The organism is Frankia sp. Cppng1_Ct_nod (assembly GCF_920656135.1).
In the GTDB taxonomy this organism is placed as follows: domain Bacteria; phylum Actinomycetota; class Actinomycetes; order Frankiales; family Frankiaceae; genus Protofrankia; species Protofrankia meridionalis.
The window spans coordinates 13469-31341 of sequence record NZ_CAKKTK010000057.1; the positions used below are offsets into that span (position 1 = coordinate 13469).

17 protein-coding genes and 1 tRNA gene are annotated in these 17873 nt (G+C 68.5%); 9 read left to right on the forward strand and 9 right to left on the reverse strand.

The window, feature by feature from the left end:
• Nucleotides 1–45 precede the first annotated feature (45 nt).
• Together glmU and NBW77_RS15755 are read right to left on the reverse strand one after the other, a co-directional pair.
• Nucleotides 46–1551 carry a bifunctional UDP-N-acetylglucosamine diphosphorylase/glucosamine-1-phosphate N-acetyltransferase GlmU gene (glmU, locus tag NBW77_RS15750; RefSeq protein WP_131745305.1) on the reverse strand — a complete coding sequence of 502 codons (1506 nt, stop codon included), beginning with the start codon at nt 1549–1551 and terminating at the stop codon, nt 46–48.
• A 133-nt stretch (nt 1552–1684) separates the two neighbouring features.
• Nucleotides 1685–1756, reverse strand: a tRNA-Gln gene (locus NBW77_RS15755).
• 208 nt (nt 1757–1964) lie between these two features.
• On the opposite strand from NBW77_RS15755, the gene NBW77_RS15760 reads away from it, so the two are divergent.
• Entirely contained in the window at nt 1965–2939 is a 975-nt protein-coding gene (locus NBW77_RS15760; protein ID WP_131745304.1) for an acyl-CoA desaturase, read from the forward strand.
• Between the two features lie 24 nt (nt 2940–2963).
• Here NBW77_RS15760 and NBW77_RS15765 read toward each other — a convergent pair whose 3' ends face one another.
• A complete protein-coding gene (locus tag NBW77_RS15765) occupies nt 2964–4766 on the reverse strand; it encodes an ABC-F family ATP-binding cassette domain-containing protein (protein WP_131745303.1) in 1803 nt (600 codons plus the stop codon).
• 16 nt (nt 4767–4782) lie between these two features.
• A complete protein-coding gene (locus NBW77_RS15770) occupies nt 4783–5790 on the reverse strand; it encodes a 4-(cytidine 5'-diphospho)-2-C-methyl-D-erythritol kinase (RefSeq protein ID WP_242605558.1) in 1008 nt (335 codons plus the stop codon).
• 357 nt (nt 5791–6147) lie between these two features.
• Between NBW77_RS15770 and NBW77_RS15775 the strand changes: the two genes are divergently transcribed.
• From NBW77_RS15775 to NBW77_RS15810, 8 genes are all read left to right on the forward strand, one after another.
• Entirely contained in the window at nt 6148–6633 is a 486-nt protein-coding gene (locus tag NBW77_RS15775) for an Asp23/Gls24 family envelope stress response protein (protein WP_131745302.1), read from the forward strand.
• A 5-nt stretch (nt 6634–6638) separates the two neighbouring features.
• Nucleotides 6639–6986, forward strand: coding sequence for a hypothetical protein (locus NBW77_RS15780; protein WP_131745301.1), 348 nt, complete (start codon nt 6639–6641; stop codon nt 6984–6986).
• A 343-nt stretch (nt 6987–7329) separates the two neighbouring features.
• Nucleotides 7330–7518, forward strand: a complete 189-nt coding sequence (locus NBW77_RS15785) for a hypothetical protein (protein ID WP_131745299.1) — start codon at nt 7330–7332, stop codon at nt 7516–7518.
• Complete coding sequence (locus tag NBW77_RS15790; RefSeq protein WP_131745298.1) at nt 7515–7910, forward strand: Asp23/Gls24 family envelope stress response protein; 396 nt, start codon at nt 7515–7517, stop codon at nt 7908–7910. The genes NBW77_RS15785 and NBW77_RS15790 overlap by 4 nt, the downstream gene beginning before the upstream one ends.
• A 19-nt stretch (nt 7911–7929) precedes the next feature.
• Nucleotides 7930–8667: a DUF6286 domain-containing protein gene (locus NBW77_RS15795; protein ID WP_131745297.1), complete on the forward strand. Its 738-nt coding sequence runs from the start codon at nt 7930–7932 to the stop codon at nt 8665–8667.
• On the forward strand, nt 8664–9401 hold the full coding sequence (locus NBW77_RS15800) for an Asp23/Gls24 family envelope stress response protein (RefSeq protein WP_131745296.1): 738 nt from the start codon (nt 8664–8666) through the stop codon (nt 9399–9401). The genes NBW77_RS15795 and NBW77_RS15800 overlap by 4 nt, the downstream gene beginning before the upstream one ends.
• Before the next feature lie 75 nt (nt 9402–9476).
• Nucleotides 9477–10955 (forward strand): AAA family ATPase, encoded by a 1479-nt coding sequence (locus NBW77_RS15805; protein ID WP_131745295.1) that lies wholly within the window; start codon nt 9477–9479, stop codon nt 10953–10955.
• 200 nt (nt 10956–11155) lie between these two features.
• Nucleotides 11156–11383, forward strand: coding sequence for a hypothetical protein (locus NBW77_RS15810; RefSeq protein WP_165485820.1), 228 nt, complete (start codon nt 11156–11158; stop codon nt 11381–11383).
• 635 nt (nt 11384–12018) lie between these two features.
• Here the strand turns inward: NBW77_RS15810 and rsmA are convergent.
• From rsmA to NBW77_RS15835, 5 genes are all read right to left on the reverse strand, one after another.
• Nucleotides 12019–12873, reverse strand: coding sequence for a 16S rRNA (adenine(1518)-N(6)/adenine(1519)-N(6))-dimethyltransferase RsmA (rsmA, locus tag NBW77_RS15815; RefSeq protein ID WP_131745293.1), 855 nt, complete (start codon nt 12871–12873; stop codon nt 12019–12021).
• Between the two features lie 77 nt (nt 12874–12950).
• Complete coding sequence (locus NBW77_RS15820; protein ID WP_131745292.1) at nt 12951–13775, reverse strand: TatD family hydrolase; 825 nt, start codon at nt 13773–13775, stop codon at nt 12951–12953.
• Between the two features lie 1017 nt (nt 13776–14792).
• Nucleotides 14793–15491 carry a CRISPR system precrRNA processing endoribonuclease RAMP protein Cas6 gene (gene cas6, locus NBW77_RS15825; RefSeq protein ID WP_250279937.1) on the reverse strand — a complete coding sequence of 233 codons (699 nt, stop codon included), beginning with the start codon at nt 15489–15491 and terminating at the stop codon, nt 14793–14795.
• A 605-nt stretch (nt 15492–16096) separates the two neighbouring features.
• Nucleotides 16097–16417: a 4a-hydroxytetrahydrobiopterin dehydratase gene (locus tag NBW77_RS15830; protein WP_131745289.1), complete on the reverse strand. Its 321-nt coding sequence runs from the start codon at nt 16415–16417 to the stop codon at nt 16097–16099.
• Between the two features lie 12 nt (nt 16418–16429).
• Nucleotides 16430–17873 (reverse strand): helix-turn-helix domain-containing protein (locus NBW77_RS15835; RefSeq protein WP_250279935.1); only part of this gene is annotated, 1444 nt, incomplete at its 5' end.

Consider the following 17873-nt stretch of genomic DNA (forward strand, 5'->3'; position numbering starts at 1 on the left):
CATTCGCTCGGTCACGCCCGGTCCTCGTGAATACGCCGCCGGCCTCTACGTTCGATGCCCGCCGTCGGAAACGCCAGCGATCGCGACCCGGGCGGACCCCGTGTGGTCCAGTTCACCACCCGGCGGGTCGGCGGCTGCCGCGGCCCGCGCCGCCGCGGTACCCGGACGCCGCCGTTGCACCCATCCCTCGATCGTCCGCTGTCGGCCGTCCCGGACGGCCAACGCACCCGGAAGTACATCCTCGGTGACAACCGAACCCGCTCCGGTATACGCACCGTCACCAACATGCACCGGCGCAACCAGCACGGTGTCACTGCCTATCTTGACATCCGCGCCGATCACCGTGCGGTGCTTGGCGACACCGTCGTAGTTCGCGAAGATCGTGCCACACCCGATGTTGCTCCGTGGGCCGATCACCGCATCGCCGACGTAGGACAGGTGAGGCACCTTGGCGTCATCGGCGATCTCCGCCGCCTTCGTCTCCACGAACGCGCCGAGCTTGACCCCCCGCCCGATGCGCGTACCCGGGCGCAGGTGGGTGTAGGGACCGACCGTGGCGTCCGGACCGATCACCGAGCCGGTCGCGGTGGTCCGGCTGACCGTCGCCCCGGCGCCGACCACCGTGTCGGTCAGCGTGCAGTCCGGACCGACCACGGCACCGGAGGCCACCCGGGTCCGGCCGTGCAGGAAGGTGTTCGGCAGCAGCGTCGTGTCCGGCTCCAGCGTCACGTCGGCATCGATCCAGGTGGCGCAAGGATCGACTACTGTGGTGCCCGCCCGCATCGCCGCGGCCACGATCCGGTCCCGCAGAACGCCCCCGGCCGCTGCCAGCTGGACCCGGTCGTTCACCCCGGATGCCTCGGCCGCGTCGTCGAGCGGATGCGCGGCAACCACCTGACGCCGCGCGAACAGCGTCCCGACGACATCGGTCAGGTACTCCTCACCCTGGGCGTTGTCTGTCGTCAGGGATGTCAGCGCAGCCAGCAGCGGACCGGCCGTGAACACGTACACCCCGGTATTGATCTCTCGGACGGCGGCCGTTGCCGGGTCGGCGTCGGCCTGCTCGACGATCGCCCGCACCTGACCCGAAGCCTCACGCACCACCCGCCCGTACCCGAACGGATCGACGACCTCCGCGGTCAGCACGGTCGCCGCCGCCGCCGCGTGCACATGAGCGGCGACCAGGGCGGACAACGTCGCACCGGTCAACAGTGGCGCGTCACCGGGGACGACAACCACCAGCTCGTCCGGGCGAATGCCCTCCACCGCCTGCAACGCGACCCGGACCGCGTGCCCGGTACCGCCCTGCCTGTCCTGCACGATCGGCAACAGCCCGGGGGCACGGCCGTCGATCGCCGCGATCACCTGCTCGCGCCCGTGCCCGACCACCACCAGCTGCCGGTCGGCGCCGAGTGGAGCCACCGCCGCAAGAACGTGCTCGAGGAGGCAGCGACCCGCTATACGGTGCAGCACTTTGGGGGTCACGGACCGCATCCGCTTACCCTCGCCTGCCGCGAGGACGACGACCGCCGCAAGACGTGGTTGGGTCACACGAGCTCCCATGATCGCGGACATCAACTCGGAGTATGTGGAGCATACCGGATTTCGACACACAGGTAAGGCGGACAATTCCGACGGAAGATAAATGGTTCACGTCGACCTCACCCGCCCGCCAAACCCCGGGCTCCGCCGCCACGACTCGAACGTGGACTAGAAGAACCAAAATCTCCTGTGCTGCCAATTACACTACGGCGGACCGAGGGAAAATCGAGGGTAGTGTACCATCACGAACCCGTTCATCCAAAAACGCCACCGCTCATCGTGACAAGTACCGGACCCACGACAACAAGCCCGCGGCATACGGATTGTTTTCGGGGATGTTCCCCGCGACGGGCGCCTCACGTTACCGTCACGAGCTACGGTGACACAACGACAGTCACCGCGACAATGGACGGGATCACGCCATGACCGCAACCGACACGGTGAACCCACCTGCCGCGACCCCTGCGGTGCCTGCTGTACCCGCACAGACCCGCCACACCAGGCCGCCGCGTTCCGCCATCAAGGCACGGGGCGAACAGGTCACCCTCGCGACGATCATTATCGTCCCGCTGGCGGCGGTCGCCGCCGCGATACCCCTGGTGTGGAACCAGTGGATCAGTTGGCGGGACGTGGTCCTCGCGACCGTCATGTACATGATTACCGGCCACGGCATAACGATCGGCTTCCACCGGTACTTCACCCACCGCGGGTTCAAGGCGGCCAGACCGGTCCGCATCGCGCTCGCCGTCGCCGGCAACATGGCGATCGAGGGCCCGGTGATCCGTTGGGTCGCCGACCACCGGCGCCACCACGCCTTCAGCGACAAGGCCGGCGACCCGCACTCGCCGTGGCGGTACGGCACCGGCACCGGCGCGGTGGCCAGAGGTCTGTGGCACGCCCACATCGGGTGGTTGTTCGACATCGAGCAGACCGACCAACGCCGGTACGCCCCGGATCTGCTCGACGACGCCGACATGGTCCGGGTAAGCCGGCTGTTCGGTGTCTGCGTGCTGGTGAGCCTGGCGGCCCCGGCTCTCGTCGGCGGGCTGTGGGGTGGTTCGTTCGAAGCCGCCGTGCAGGCGTTCTTCTGGGCGAGCCTGGTCCGCGTCGCCGTCCTGCACCACGTGACCTGGTCGACGAACAGCATCTGCCACGTCGTCGGTAAGCACCCCTACAAGTCGCGGGACCGCTCCGGCAACGTCTGGCAGCTCGCCTTCCTGTCGATGGGCGAGTCGTGGCACAACCTGCACCACGCCGAGCCGACCCTGGCACGTCACGGAGTCAAGCCCTGGCAGCTGGACTCAAGCGCATATCTGATCAAGCTGATGGAAACGTTGCACCTGGTCCATGACGTCCGCTGGCCCGACCCCGCACGTCTGGCGGCCAAGGAAGCCTGACCACGGGATCGGGCGGGGGCCGGCTCAGGCATCCTCGAGGTCGGTGGCTACGGCCAACCACGCCTCCTCGGTCCGGGACTTCTCGGCGACGAGCTCGCGTAGTTCGGTATCCAGCGCAAGCAGACGCCCGTGGTCGGTAGCCGCCTGCGCGAGCGCCGCGTGCAACGCTGTCTCCCGGCGGCCCAGCCGCTCCAGCGCCCGCTCGAGCCGGGTCAGCTCCTTGCGCGCCACCCGTACCTGCCCAGCTGACAGCGGGTTTGGTGCGCCGCTGGTGTTGTCGGCGCGTGCGTCGGCCGTCCCGGCGCGCGCGTCGGCCGCGTCAGCCGCGTCGACCAGCCCGCGGCGGCGGGACAGGTATTCCTCCACCCCGTTGGGCAGCATGATCAACGAGCCGTCGCCGAGCAGAGCGACGATGGTGTCGCAGGTCCGTTCCAGGAAGTAGCGGTCGTGGCTGACGACGACCATCGTGCCCGGCCACGAATCCAGAAGGTCCTCGAGCGCCGTGAGCGTGTCGGTGTCCAGGTCGTTGGTGGGTTCGTCCAGGAGCAGCACATTCGGGCGTCCCATGAGCAGCCGCAGCAGCTGCAGGCGGCGACGTTCGCCACCGGACAGTTCACCGACACGCGTCCACTGCCGGGCGGACGGCAGACCGAACTGCTCCAGTAGCTGACCCGCGGTCAGCTGCTTTCCGCGACCGACGTCGAGTGTCTGGCCGGCCTCCTGGACGGCTTCCAGCGCCCGAAGCTGCGGGTTCAGCTCGCGGATCTCCTGCGCGAGCATGGCCTGACGCACGCTCTTACCGACCCGGACGGTGCCGGAGCCGGGGTCCGCCTGACCGGTCAGCAGACGCAGGAGCGTCGTCTTACCGCTGCCGTTCACCCCGACGAGGCCCACTCGGTCCCCCGCGCCCAGTCGCCAGGTCAGGTTCTCGAACAGCGTCCGACCGCCGAGGCGCAGCGTCACGTCCTCGACGTCGTAGACGTCCTTGCCGAGCCGGGACGCGGCGAACGTGCGCAGGCCGAGAGCGTCGCGGGCCGGGGGCTCGTCCTCGATCAGGGCGTTGGCCGCGTCTATCCGGAACCGCGGTTTGCTGGTGCGGGCCGGCGGACCACGGCGCAGCCAGGCCAGCTCCTTACGGAGCAGGTTCTGGCGTCGGGACTCGGTGACCTCGGCCCGGCGCGCCCGTTCCGCGCGAGCCAGTACATACGCCGAGTAACCGCCCTCATAGGCGTCCACCCGGCCGTCGACGACCTCCCAGACCCGCTCGCACACCTCATCGAGAAACCACCGGTCGTGAGTGGCGACGAGCAGCCCGCCACGCCACGACACCAGGTGGGACGCGAGCCACGCCACGCCCTCGACGTCCAGGTGGTTGGTGGGCTCGTCCAGTATCAGCAGGTCGAGGTCGTCGACGAGGAGCGCGGCCAGGGCGGTGCGGCGGCGCTCCCCACCGGAGGACTGCCCGACCGTGTCATCGAGCCGGTCGAGCAGCCCGAGCCCGGCGAGCACCGACCGGCGCCGTGGATCAGCGGCCCAGACGTGGTCGGGGACGTCTCCGACCACAACCTGACGGACGGTCATGGTGGGTGAAAGTCGGTCGTCCTGCGCCAGGATGCCGACGCGCAGCGAACCGGCCTGCACGACACGACCCGCGTCCGGAACCGCCTCGCCGGCCAGGAGCTTCAGCAGGGTGCTCTTGCCCGCGCCGTTGCGACCGACGACACCGATCCGCTCACCGGTCCCGACGCCGAGGCTCACCCCGTCCAGCAGGGTGCGGGTACCGAAGGCGGCGACCACCGTCTCCATGGTCACCAGGACGCCGCTCATCCGGTCGTTCCACAGTTCATCCGGACAGGCCCGGATCGATCACGCGGGCGCCCGCGACGGGACCGTGCGCGCGGCGCACCGCCCGGCAGACCCCCATTCCGGCGAGGCTTGCCGCAAGGCTCACGCTCTCGGCGGCGTCGCGCGCCAGAAAAGCGCAGGTCGGCCCGGACCCGCTGACCACGGCGCCGACGGCGCCGAGTTCCATGCCGGTCTCCAGCACCCTGCGCAATGCTGGACGCAACCGCAGCGCGGCCGGCTGCAGGTCGTTGACCAGCGCCTTGCCCAACTCGATCGGGTCACCGGTGCGCAACGCCGCGAGCACCGCGTCGGGCGGGGTGGGCTCGGTGCGCAGCCGCCCTTCCGCCAGGCGGTCGAACTCGGCGTAGACGGACGCGGTGGACAGCCCACCGTCGGCCAGCGCGAACACCCAGTGATATTCGCCCCGCCCGAGCACCGGGCTCAACTGTTCACCGCGACCGGTGCCGAGCGCAGTCCCGCCGGCCAGCGGGAACGGCACGTCGCTGCCGAGCCCGGCGGCGAGCTCCGCAAGGACGGCCCGATCCAGGCCGGTACCCCACAGGGCGTCGAAGGCGACCAGCGACCCGGCCGCGTCGGCACTGCCACCGGCCATCCCTGCCGCGACCGGAATGCCCTTGGCCATGCTCAGGTGCGCCGCGGCCCCGCGCACGCCGGCGCGGGCCGCGAGCACGTAGGCCGCGCGGACGGCCAGGTTGTCAGATCCGGTCGGCACGAGGGAGATCGGTGAGGCCTTCTCCCCGGATGCCGTGTCGCTGGCAGGCGGTGCGGCCGAAGGGTGACCAGCGGCTCCCTCCCCGGTGACCTCCACGGACACGATGGGTTCCACCGCGTCCGGGCCGGCGGCGGCATCCGGGGTGGCCGTCACCGTGATGTCGTCGTAGAGCGATACGGCCTGCAGGATCGTGATGACCGCGTGATAGCCGTCGTCGCGGCGCGCGCCCACGCCGAGATGCAGGTTGACCTTGGCAGGCGTCCGGACAGTCACCCGGTTACCCGACGTGGGCACTGGAGACTGGGCGGGGCCGGCAGCACCGGAAGGGTGCGGATGAGACCGAGGCAGCGGACGCTCCTTCGCTCCTGGCGATCCGGGGACCTGGGCTTCGGCCACACGGAAAACATGATCGCGCGACTTTCGGCCCTCTGGACGTGTTCTGACACCGGGCACCAACGAACCTATCCGGCCGGCCGGACGCGAGTGCTGCGGCCGGCTGCGGGTATGACGATGCATACGAGGCGGTCGGCCGGACCACTCATGATCGATTGTCGCCACGATCGGCTGCCGCTGCGAGAATTCATCCCACCGGGACCCGTCCCACGACTCCAAGGATGTCGGAGGAACGTCATGAGCACGACCACCACCGAGAAGACCGCTCACGCACGGCACGAGACCCAGGAGCATGACGGCGCAGCCGTATCCCGGCGAACATCCACCGAACTCGTGACAGGTCAGGGCAGGACCTCCATCGCGGACTCGGTCGTCCGGAAGATCGCGGGCGTGGCGACCCGGGAGGTCGAAGGCGTGCACAACCTCGGCTCCGGCGGAACCCGCGCGATGGGCTCGCTGAAGCAGCGCATTCCCGGCTCGGGCGGACGCAACGTCGCCCAGGGGGTGGCGGTCGAGGTCGGCGAGCGGCAGACCGCGATCGACCTCGACGTCGTCGTCGAGTACGGCGTGTCCATCGTCGACCTCGCGCAGGCGATCCGCGGCAACGTCGTCAGTTCGGTCGAGGGCATGACCGGCCTGGAGGTCACCGAGGTCAACATCGCCGTCGACGACGTACACATCGCCGAGGACGACGATGAGGAGAAGCAGGCCCGGGTGCAGTAAAGATCATGATTAACTCGGTTGTGTCGACACGGCCGGCCGTCATCGCGGACGCGGTCGCGGGCTGCCCCGCGGTGGCCGCGCTGTCCCCCGGGCCGTCGGGTGATGTGGCCACCCACATCCCCGGACGGCGGGTGGTGGGGGTCCGCACGGCACCGGCCGGTGTCGCCATCCACGTCGTCGCCCGGTTCGGCCCGACCATGGCCGAGATCGCCGGCCAGATCCGGGCCGCGGTCACCGCGGTGGCCCCGGACTGCGGGAAGATCGACATTGTTGTGGATGATCTCGTCGTGGACGGTTCCGCCATCCACGACCCCGTAGCCCCCCGGGTAGCCCCTCGCCGGAACACCGGGTAGCCGTGTCTGTCCGGCCGAAGCCTCCTCGACCCGAACCCCGCAGGACGGACCGTGACGCGGATGCCGCCGCGCTGCGTGCCGAGATACGAAGGTTCGTCCGGGAGAACCATCCGGACCGCGGTGGCGACCCGGAAGCGTTCGCCGCGGGCCTGCGGGCACTACGCCCGGAGCGGTCACCGCGACCCACCGAGGGTGAGGTGACCGTGTACCGCAGGCGTTCAGGTCTGGGGACCATTGCCGACTGGGTACAACGACAATGGGTGCAACGGCACCGGGTTCAACGGCACCGGCAGGGATCACGACTTCCCCCGCGGGTGCGGTAACACACGACGAGGAGGCTTCGATGCGTTCAAGCGCACTCGGTCTCATCACCGGGTTGGTCTCTGGTCTCGCGCTCGCCCTCGGCGGCTTCGGCGAGTTCCTGATTGTTCTGGTCTTCGGCGGAATCGGCCTGCTGATCGGCAAGGTCGTGGACGGCGAGATCGACATCGGCCACTACATCAGTGGCGGTGGACGCCGCGATTCGCGATGAGCACGTCAACCGGCAGCCCGGCAGTGGTCGACGCGGTCACGCGAGGGACGCTGGTCATCGCGAACCGGGTGGTCGAAAAGATCGCCGCGGAGGCGGCGCTGGACGTCGAATCCGTCGGAGGGCTCACCAGCCGACGACTCCCCGGGGGGCGCGTACGGGCCGCCGGCAACGGAAGCCGACCCCGGGCGTCGGCCCGCATCGGCCGGGGCAGCACCCGGATCTCGATGTCGCTGTCCATCCGATATCCTGCCCGAATTGTTGATATATGCGATGATGTGCGAGCACAGGTGATCCGGCAGGTCGCCGATCTGGCCGGTCTGCGGGTCACCCATATCGACATCGACGTATCCGCTTTCGAGATCGGCTCAGGCCCGGACATCCGGGTGCAGTAGCTCACGAAAGGTCACCACTGTGCGCGTGACAAACCGGATTGTCGCGGCGCTGCTCGCGGCGGCCATCGCGGCGGTTGGTGTCATCGCGATCGTCGAGATGGTGAACGCCGCCCTCGACGAGAGCTACAGCATCATCGACTGGCCGTCAGCGGTGGGCGCCATGACGCGCAACGCCTGGTCCGACACCGGCCCGACCGTGCTCGGAGCGGTGCTGAGCGCAGTCGGGGTCGTGCTGCTCCTGCTGGGGCTGCGACGCGGCCGGGTGTCATGGTTCGTGGTGCGGCCGTCATCGGCCGGGACGGCCACGTTCGCCTCCCGCTCGGGTATCAGCCGTTCGTTGCGCGACGCCGCCACCGACGTCGACGGGGTGACCCACGCAACGGTGCGGGTCCGACGGCGCACCGCAAAGGTAAAGGTCGATCTCCGCCCCCGGACAGCGGCGGACGCGCCTACACAGGTGCACCATGAGGTCAGCGAGCGACTCGCGTCCTTCGACCTGGCCACGCCCCCGAAGGTGAAGCTGAAGACGTCGCGTCCCGCGTCCGGCGACGGGAACGTCGTGCCGGAACCGACCGCTTCTCCCGTAGCGCCGCAGACGCCACCCGCGGCAACGCCACCCGCGGCTCCCACCGGGACGGGGTCCGCGACCGCGGAGAACTTCGGCACGTCGACCGGGAGCGGGCGGACGAGTTCGTACCCGGTCGGGCTGGACCTGACCAAGCCTGATACAGCAAACGACCGGGAGGAGCAGAAATGAGCGGAACCGCCGCCCCAGTCGGTCATCCGGTCGGCTATGCGGCGATCGACAGCCCGATCCCCCGACTCGGCTCGCCCACCCGGCCGGACGATGCCGATGCCGATGCCGATGCGGCCGACCGGGCCGCCCCGGCTCCCACGCTCCGACCGCGCAAACGCCCGTTCACCCTCCGGGTGGACCGGGTGAACCGGGCACTGTTCATCCTGCTGGGGCTCGTCTGCCTGGGTAGCGGAGTCGTCGTGCTGCTTGCCGGTCGTGACGTGTTCGGCACGGACGTCTCGAACCGGCCGACCCTCACCCCCCACAACCGGGCCTTTGCCGCCGACCACGCGTGGTTCTGGCCGGTGGTGGGGGTCGCAACGGGCCTGATCGTACTGCTGGCGCTCGCCTGGTTGTGGGCGCAGCGCTCCACCGGGCGGCTGTCCGGGCTGTACGTCGTGAACGACACGTTCGGCCGCGTCCGGGTGGATGCACGGGCTTTCACCATCGCCGTGGAGAACGAACTGACCGGTATGAGAGGCGTACGGCAGGTACACGCCCGCCTCCTCGGCAAGGAAAAACACCCGCTGCTGCGAGTAATCGTGACCATGGATCCGGAAGCGGACATCAACCGCGTCCGCACCGGCATCGAGCAGGTCGCCCTGCCGCACGCGCGGACCGCGCTTGCGCGACCGGACGTCGCAGCCGAGGTTGAACTCGTCCCCAGCCCCGGCCACTCCGACCGCGTCCACTGATCGCTCTTCCCTGCACGATAAGCACTCCTTAGGGATTGGCGACTTATCATAAGTCGCCAATCCCTAAGGAGGATCATGCTTGCCAAGCCGCCGGAGCTGTTCGACCGCGACGCGGAGTGGGCCGACCTCACCACGTTCTCGGGCGACGAGTCGCCGGGCGCGACCCTCGCACTCGTCTACGGACGCCGCAGGCAGGGCAAGACGCTCATCCTCGAACTACTGTGCGAAGCCGTAGGCGGCTTCATGGTCACCGGCGTCGAGCAGTCCGATGCTCAGAACCTCGCGGATCTGTCCGCGGCGTTCACCCGCTTCACCCGTTCGCCCTATCCGGTGACGTTCACCGACTGGGCCCAGGCGATCGACGCACTGCTGCGGCTCGGTGAGGACCGCGACGCCCCACTGCCGGTCGTCCTTGACGAGTTCCCCTATCTGGTGGCCCAGAACAACGCGATCCCATCGTTGCTCCAGAACGCGCTCAGCCCACGGGGACGGGCCCGGCAGCGTTCCCGGACCCGGCTGATCCTGTGCGGCAGCGCGTTGACCTTGATGCGTGGTCTGCTTGCCGCATCCGCTCCACTGCGCGGGCGGGCAACGACCGAACTGATGCTTCATCCCTTCGACTTCCGTGACGCGGCAGGCCTGTGGCGGCTCACGGGTCAGTGGGATATCGCGCTACGCGTGCATGCTCTCGTGGGTGGAACGCCCGCCTACCTCGACTTCTGCGCAGGTGACGCGCCGAAGGACGACGGCGATCTGGATGCCTGGGTCATCCGGCGCCTACTCAACCCGGCGGGTGCGATGTTCCGGGAGGGGCGGGTCCTACTCGCCGAGGAACCTGCTGTCACCAACCCTGCGCCGTACTACGCCGTGCTAGGTGCGATAGCGAACGGGCGTACCCGCCGCGGCCAGATCGCAGGCGAGCTCGGCCGGGACAGCGGCGCTGTTCATCACGCCCTGTCCGTCCTGGTCGACGCGCAACTCGTCGAGACACACGCGGACGCCTTCCACGAACGAAAGACGAGCTTCAACCTCGCGGAGCCGGTGCTGCGCTTCCAGCAGCTCGTGATCCGCCCGCACGAGACACGTCTGTCCCTGCGCCGCGGGGCCGAGGTCTGGCCAGAAATCGCCGACACGGTGTCAGCGAAGATCTACGGACCGCACTTCGAAAACGTTGCCCGCGCCTGGACACTCGCTCACGCGTCGCCGGCCACCCTCGGTGGCCGGGCAGGCAGGGTGCAGCCCGCGGTCCTTCGATGCCCGGACCCGACCTGTGCCTCCCGCGAGCATGAGATCGACACGGTTGCCATCGAGGTCCGCCCGAACGAGCCGAACCGGGTGCTCGCCATCGGGGAGGCAAAATGGCGTGCCACACCTGTCGACGTCGACGAACTCGACCGGATGCGGCACCTGCGGTCGGTACTGCCGGACGCTCTCGACGGGGTACGACTCCTGCTGTTCTCCCGCAGTGGCTTCACCGACCGGCTGGCCGCGCATGCCGCCGGATCACCCGATGTCGAACTGATCGACCTCGACCGGCTCTACACCGGATCCTGACCGGGTGATTGGCGACCTCCTGTTTTCCGACCGGCTGAAGGTGGCGCGCTCATAATTTTTCCGCGCCGCTGGCGGCTCCAGGTGTCTAACAGCCTGCTTTGTGCCCCCGCCCCTGGTGGGGATAGCACGACGATTCGGCCGACGGGGTGGACTGCGACCACGTCGTGATGGCCGGTGTTGCCACGGAGGAGCGGGTTGGCGTGACAGGCGCCGCGTCCGGGCTGGATGCGGATATCGGCTGCACGGTCCGGGCCGTCGTCGGGGTGGCCGAAGGGCCAGCAGCCGGCCTGACTTCACCGAACGAGGTCAGATCTGAGGCCGAGACCGCTGCCGGCGGCATAGGCCCGGACGGGGCCGTGGGCCGGAGTTCACCGTTCATGGACCCCACGTTGGTCACCGACGGCCCTGTCTCATTACCTGAACGGTGATTTCCCAGCACGACAACGCTGCCAAGAACTACACCCAGCGTGCACACAGCGACGCCAGCCCTGATCACCACACTCGTGCCGTGGGCGGCCGACCGCCCATGGCGGTGACGGGGCGGCTGATCCACCGCCACAGCGGTGGGCCACTGGCCAGGCCCCCGGTCGCCGTCCCAGGGCAGCAGGTTTCTTCCGGCCTCGATCGCCGGTGGCTCGGTGCCTGCGGACACGTACACCCCACCTCCGTCCCATCCGATATCCCGATCCGATAGCCCGATCCGATAGCCCCGACCGCCTGGTCGGGATATACATCAGGACACGGGGCAGCGAACACGCATCCAAACGTCCTGTCCGACACGGAGCGCCGCGTGTCGGACAATACTTCGTATCGGACAATACGTCCGGGCCGATCCGGCACCGCGCGTCGGCCCGTCCCCACCAACACCGGCCAACAGAACATCAGAAAAAGAACAATGCCCACTCACCAACAGACCGGCGTCTGTCGCAAGTCTGTTGATCGGCGCGCACGGACTGCCATTTCGCGTTCACAACAGCAAAGGCACAACGATCTCTTGAGTCACGCCGTCAGAAAAACCATCGCCTTGTTCTCGCCGGCGGGCCGAACCCGATAAGGGGCTCCGTCAGCAGACCGGGGGAGCACCGGCGGTGCGGGCGAGCGCGAGACGGGTGAAGGCGGCGACGTCGAGGGTTTCACCACGGGCGGACGGGTCAACGCCCGCGGCCAGGGCCAGGCGGTCGACCTCCGCGGGCGAGCCCGCCCAGCTCGTCAGGGCCGTCCGCAGGGTCTTGCGGCGCTGCGCGAAGGCCGCGTCCACCGCGGCGAAGACGGACCTGCGTAATTCCGGAGGCCCGGGTGGTTCACGCCGGGTGAACGCCACCAGGGACGAGTCGACGTTCGGCTGCGGCCAGAACACCGCCCGCGGCACCGGACCGGCCGGCCGCGCCGCGGCGTACCAGGCGACCTTGACGCTCGGTACGCCGTACACCCGCCCGCCCGGCGGCGAGGTCAGCCGGTCCGCGACCTCGGCCTGCACCATGACCAGCCCGCGCCCGACCGACGGGAAACGCTCGAGGACGCCGAGCAGCAACGGCACGGCCACGTTGTAGGGCAGGTTCGCGGCGAGGACACCCGGCAGATCACCGGGTGACCCGGGGGCATCGGGAGCATCGGACGGGCCGGGGATGTCGGCGGGGGTGAGCCGCAGCCCGTCCGCCGCCACCACCGTCAGCCGGGCGGCGAGGTCCGGGCCGAGCCGGGCCGCGGCGGTGGCGGGCAGGGCCGCGGCAAGCTGGTCGTCCACCTCGACCGCGACCACACGGCCCGCCACGGGCAGCAGGCCGAGGGTCAGCGAACCCAGGCCCGGCCCGATCTCGAGCGCGATGTCCCCGGGCCCCACCTCGGCCAGGCGCACCAGCCTGCGCACGGTGTTCGGATCGACCAGGAAGTTCTGTCCCCGTCGTTTGGTCGGGCGCACGCCGAGCCGGCCGGCGAGCGACCGCACGTCCGCGGGGGTGAGCAGCCCGTCCGCCGGAAGCCGGCCGGGACCGGCGGCTACCAGGGTCCGAACATCCGCTCGGACGTGGCGGCGACCGCCGAGGCGAGGGTGTCGACGTCCTCACCCCGAGCGGTGGCGAGCGCCCGCAGCGTGAGAGGCACCAGGTAGGGGCTGTTCGGCCGGCCGCGCCACGGCTCCGGGGTCAGGAACGGCGCATCGGTCTCGACCAGGAGCAGGTCACGAGGTGCGACAGCGGCGGCGTCCCGCAGGCCCTGCGCATTCCTGAACGTCACGTTCCCGGCGAACGACATGGCATAGCCCGCGTCCGAGCAGACCTTCGCTATCGCGGCGTCGCCGGAGAAGGCGTGGAAGACGACCCGCTCCGGCGGGCCTTCCTCAGCGAGGACACGCAGCGTGTCGTCGTGCGCGTCCCGATCGTGGATCATGAGCGTGCGCCGGGTCTGCTTGGCGATCGCGATGTGACGGCGGAAGCTTTCCTGCTGAGCGGCGTGCCGCTCGGGCGGGGTCCGGTAGTAGTCCAGGCCGGTTTCCCCGATCACCCGCACCTTCGGCAGCATCGCAAGCTCGGCGATCTCGGCGTAGGTGTGTTCGTCGACCCCCTCGGCGGCCTCGTTCGGGTGGATCGCGACGGCCGCGTACACGTCCGGATACTCGGCCGCGACCCGTGCCTGCCAACGGCTGGTCTCCAAATCGATACCCACAGTCACCATCCGCCGGATGCCGACAGCCTGCGCGGCGGCGATCGCGTGCGCCACGTCACCGCCCATGATGTCGAGGTGGCAGTGGCTGTCGATCACCTCCACCGACAGCGGCGGCGGAGACTGCGGCGGGTCACCACGCCGTCCGCCATCCCGTGCCATGCGCCGACCACCTGCCCTTCCGTCCCGTTCCCACCACCCGGACCACCAGGAGGCGCATGGTGGAGCTTATGCGGTGCCTTCCGGTACCCCCGGCGCCCACACCGCGCTGACCGACCCGGGACCCGACCGATGGTCGGCGGTCGGCGGTCGGCGGTCGGCGGTCGGCGGTCGGCGGTCGGCGGTCGGCGGTCGGCGGTCGGACTCGCCGTATCAGATCACTTATCCCGGACGACCGGCACCAGCGGAAATCCGCGCCATCCGCCCGGCCGGAGACACCGACGCGTTCGTCTACATGTTGTTTCTATGCCCTCATGATCGGGCTGAGTTTAGCAGGCAACCTGAACCTGCTCGGGGTCCCGTTCCTGATGTTTCTATGCCCTCATGATCGGGCTGGGTCTAGCAAGCTACCTCTACACGCTGGACAGCGCGCTAAACGGGTTTCTATGCCCTCATGATCGGGCTGGGTCTAGCAAGCTACCTCTACACGCTGGACAGCGCGCTAAACGGGTTTCTATGCCCTCATGATCGGGCTGGGTTTAGCAAGTCACCCCGTTCAACAAGTACGCGGGCGCGATTCTGGAGTTTCCATGCCCTCATGATCGGGCTGGGTTTAGCAGGTCGACACCGAGGTCCTGAAGCAGTGGTACGTCATCGTTTCTATGCCCTCATGATCGGGCTGGGTTTAGCAGGAGCACCCCTGTCGGCACCCCCGCTGACCTGCGGCGACGAGGGTATCACGGACGGACCTGGGCGTACGCCCCGCCCCGGATACATCCCAGATGCCGACTTTTATGATCGACATGTGCTGTGAGCTGCGGAAACGGGCCGCGGCCGGACCGAGATCGAAAACAGCCGTTCCGGCAAACCCTGTACAGATCTTTCCATACCCCCCGGCGGTATCCCTCAGCGGACGATCCAGAAATCCGAACGCTCCTCGGCCGCCTCCCGCACCTGCGCCCACGCATCCAGCAACGCCTGCGAAGCGAACGCCCGCGCGTACACCGAACCCACCGGCGGCTACCCGCCCCGACCGGACGACAGCTCCACCTCGACCGCACCGAACCCGCACGTCGTCTGCGCACCCACCCCGGCCAGCCCGGCGAACCGCAGCAACGCCCCGAACACCTCCGCCGCCGCGTCCGGTGCGGACCGCAGCAGCCGCAGCTCCGCATCCCCCACGAACCCGACCTGCCGCAACCCCGACGCCACCTCAACCCGCCGGCTCGCCCCCGACACCGCGTCCAGGAACACCGCCCCCACGACAGCCCGCGCGTCATCATCGGCCACCCGCAGAGCAGCGGGAGCGTGCGCGTTCCACCGGACCAGCAACGACCGCACCAGCAACACCGGCTCCGGCAGCGGAAGATCCCGGCCGTTCCGGGAGAAAAACGTCGGCGTCACCATCCGCACCCGTGCCCGCCGGGCCGCTCCCGACCCCGCCAGCGCGGCAAACGAATGCACCTCACCGCCGAACCCGATCACCCGGCGGACGTCCCCACCGAACCGGATCACCGCCGGCGGCCAGCGCGGCGGCAGACCGTCATCCGCCAGCCACCCCAACCGCCACACCGTCCCGGTGCCGTCATCCACGAAGGGGCCGGCCGCGAACGGCTTCACCGCCGCATGGTGATCCCCGGCCGGCGACTCGAACAGACCGGCCGCAGCACCCAGCATCTGCCGCGGCGACGGCACATGCGCCGAGGGCTCCAGTCGCACCGTCAATGCCGCCGGCATCCCCGACCCCCGTCACACCCCCGGATTAAGACACAGCGTAAGCATCCCACGCCACCACGGTTCAACCGAGTACCCGGACCGCGACCGCTCACCCCACCACCAGGCGCTCGGAACCCGAGCCCACTGTTTGTGCCTGGTACCGCTCCTGAATCTTCGGCGTGTCATCTCAACGCATCCACCGAGCTCAGTCGCCTGTCAACGACGTCGACGACTACGCGACGTCGAGCCACGCCCGGAGTGCCTGGCGGATGACGTCGCTGGCGTTCGTATGATCGGCAGCCACCCGCGCGGCAAGCGCCGCCCGCGGTTCCGGATCCAGCCGCACCGGCACCACGTCCGCGGGGGCCGACCCGGGACCCGACCGGTGGCCGGTGGCCGGTGGCCGGTGGCCGGTGGCCGGACCCGCTATATCAGATCACTTATCCCGGACGGCCGGCACCAGCGGAAATCCGCGCCATCCGCCTGGCCGGGGACATCGACGCGACGCAACCGCAAAAATGAAAATCTTTGGAACAGACCTGCCATGCCGACCGAAGCGTAACCAACCAGTCCCCAAAGAACCCGGGGCTATTCATTCTCAGCCCCCCTCAAGCCTTAGAAGCGTCGGCGTAGTTCTTCAGCACTTGCTCGATGCGGCCCACCAGCAAAAAGTCCAGCTCTGTGATTTGCTGGCCGGCACTATAAGTCGTCAAGCTGAAGGTGAGTCGTCCCCAATGAAGCTCCACGTCCGGGTGGTGCTGAAGCTCCTTCGCGACCTCGACTACCTCGCTCAGCACCCGGATCGCCGCATAGTATTCCACGACGAAAGTCTTATGGATTTCCGGCCGGTCGTCCGCCTTCTCCCACCCGTCAAACTCGCTCAGGCGGCGGGTAACATCCTCGGCTGGCAGGGGATCACGCAAGCCCATCCGTTATACCTCCTACAATTGCGCCAGCAGTTCCTTTACCTCGCACCCGGCGGGTTCGTCGTGCCACGGAACGAGTTGGTTCCAGACCGATCCCAGTTCCTGCCGGAGCCGGGCCGAACTTGTCTCCTGGGCAATGGCAACCGCTTGGCCCACGGCAACAACGACTGCATCAGGCTGTCCGGCCTGGGCGCAGGCCAGCGCTTGCCGCGCCCGATACACACCGGTGTCTCGCCGTGCGGCCGGCGGAAGCCCAGAGATAACCTGCTCCCACAAGCTAACCGCTTCCGTCCCAAGACCCAGACGGACATAGCACGTGGCGCGCTGAGCCTCGATGTAACCAGGCGTCCGGCGGCAGGCATTGAACCACGGATAATCGTCATCCACCTTGTGGAGCAGAGCAGCCGCTTTATCCAAAGCGTAATCGGCTCCTCGGCGGTCGCCCATTAGGGCGAACCCGTGGGCGGTTTGTTGCATCGCCTGAACCCTAACCTTGACACAAAGGGCGTTTTCGCCCACGAGCGCCGCGCTCGTCAGGTCCAGCGTGCCGGGACCGTCCAATTCGTCCGTGCAGATCATCGCCTTATTGGTCAGGGCGTGTCGTATAAGCTGCACGTCCCCGACCCGGTGCGCCAATTCAAGGGTCTGGTTAGCCCAATGCGAAGCCGTCCCCAAATCGCCGGCGTCCTGGTATAACCATGTCACCAGGCCCGCGTATGCGGCATTGAGCCGAAGGATGGCCTGGCGACTGTCGCCACGGGCCACATTCAGAAACTGCCGGATAAGCTCTTGTTGCACCAGCACCGACGGAATAACAGTATGCGGTCCAAGGGTTGCTTCAGCCGCGTAGTAGCCGTCAATTTGCGCGGCCAGGTGTGCGAGTACCTCCGGGGCAACTTGCCGGTATGAAGTCAGCGGCATTACCTTGCCGCCAATCAAAAGGCCGGCACCACTACCCGCGAGGAAGGTACGCCGATCAATTGCCACTATTACTACCTCCCCAACGTGGGCGATGACCCGGTAGGGGTCAGATGCCGGGACAGCTCCGCTTTCGCCGTGCTCCAGATTAAGCAAGGGCAGAGCCGCCTGGCTCGCTTGCAACTGACCCGGACGCCGTTGCCGAGGTAGCTTGAACCACAGTAAATCCTCCGGGATGTGCAGCGTCTCCGCCCATTGGATCAGCTTTTTAAGATCAGTTATCGGTGCGCCCGCCTCAATGCGGCTGAGCTGTGTTTGGGTGATCCCCATCCACCGGGCCACCGTCTCCTGAGGCAGGGGAGCGCCGTGGTACGGGTGGGTACGATAGGCCACCACCATCAAGCCCATGTGCCAGGCGTCGAGGGCATCCCGGAGCTGATCCGATGAGTCCCAAAATGCGCGCGGCACCTGTGGGGCTCCCGTCCCCAACTCGGACGCCCGACGCTGGCAGGGTCCGCACAGGCCCACGTGATTGTCCCTA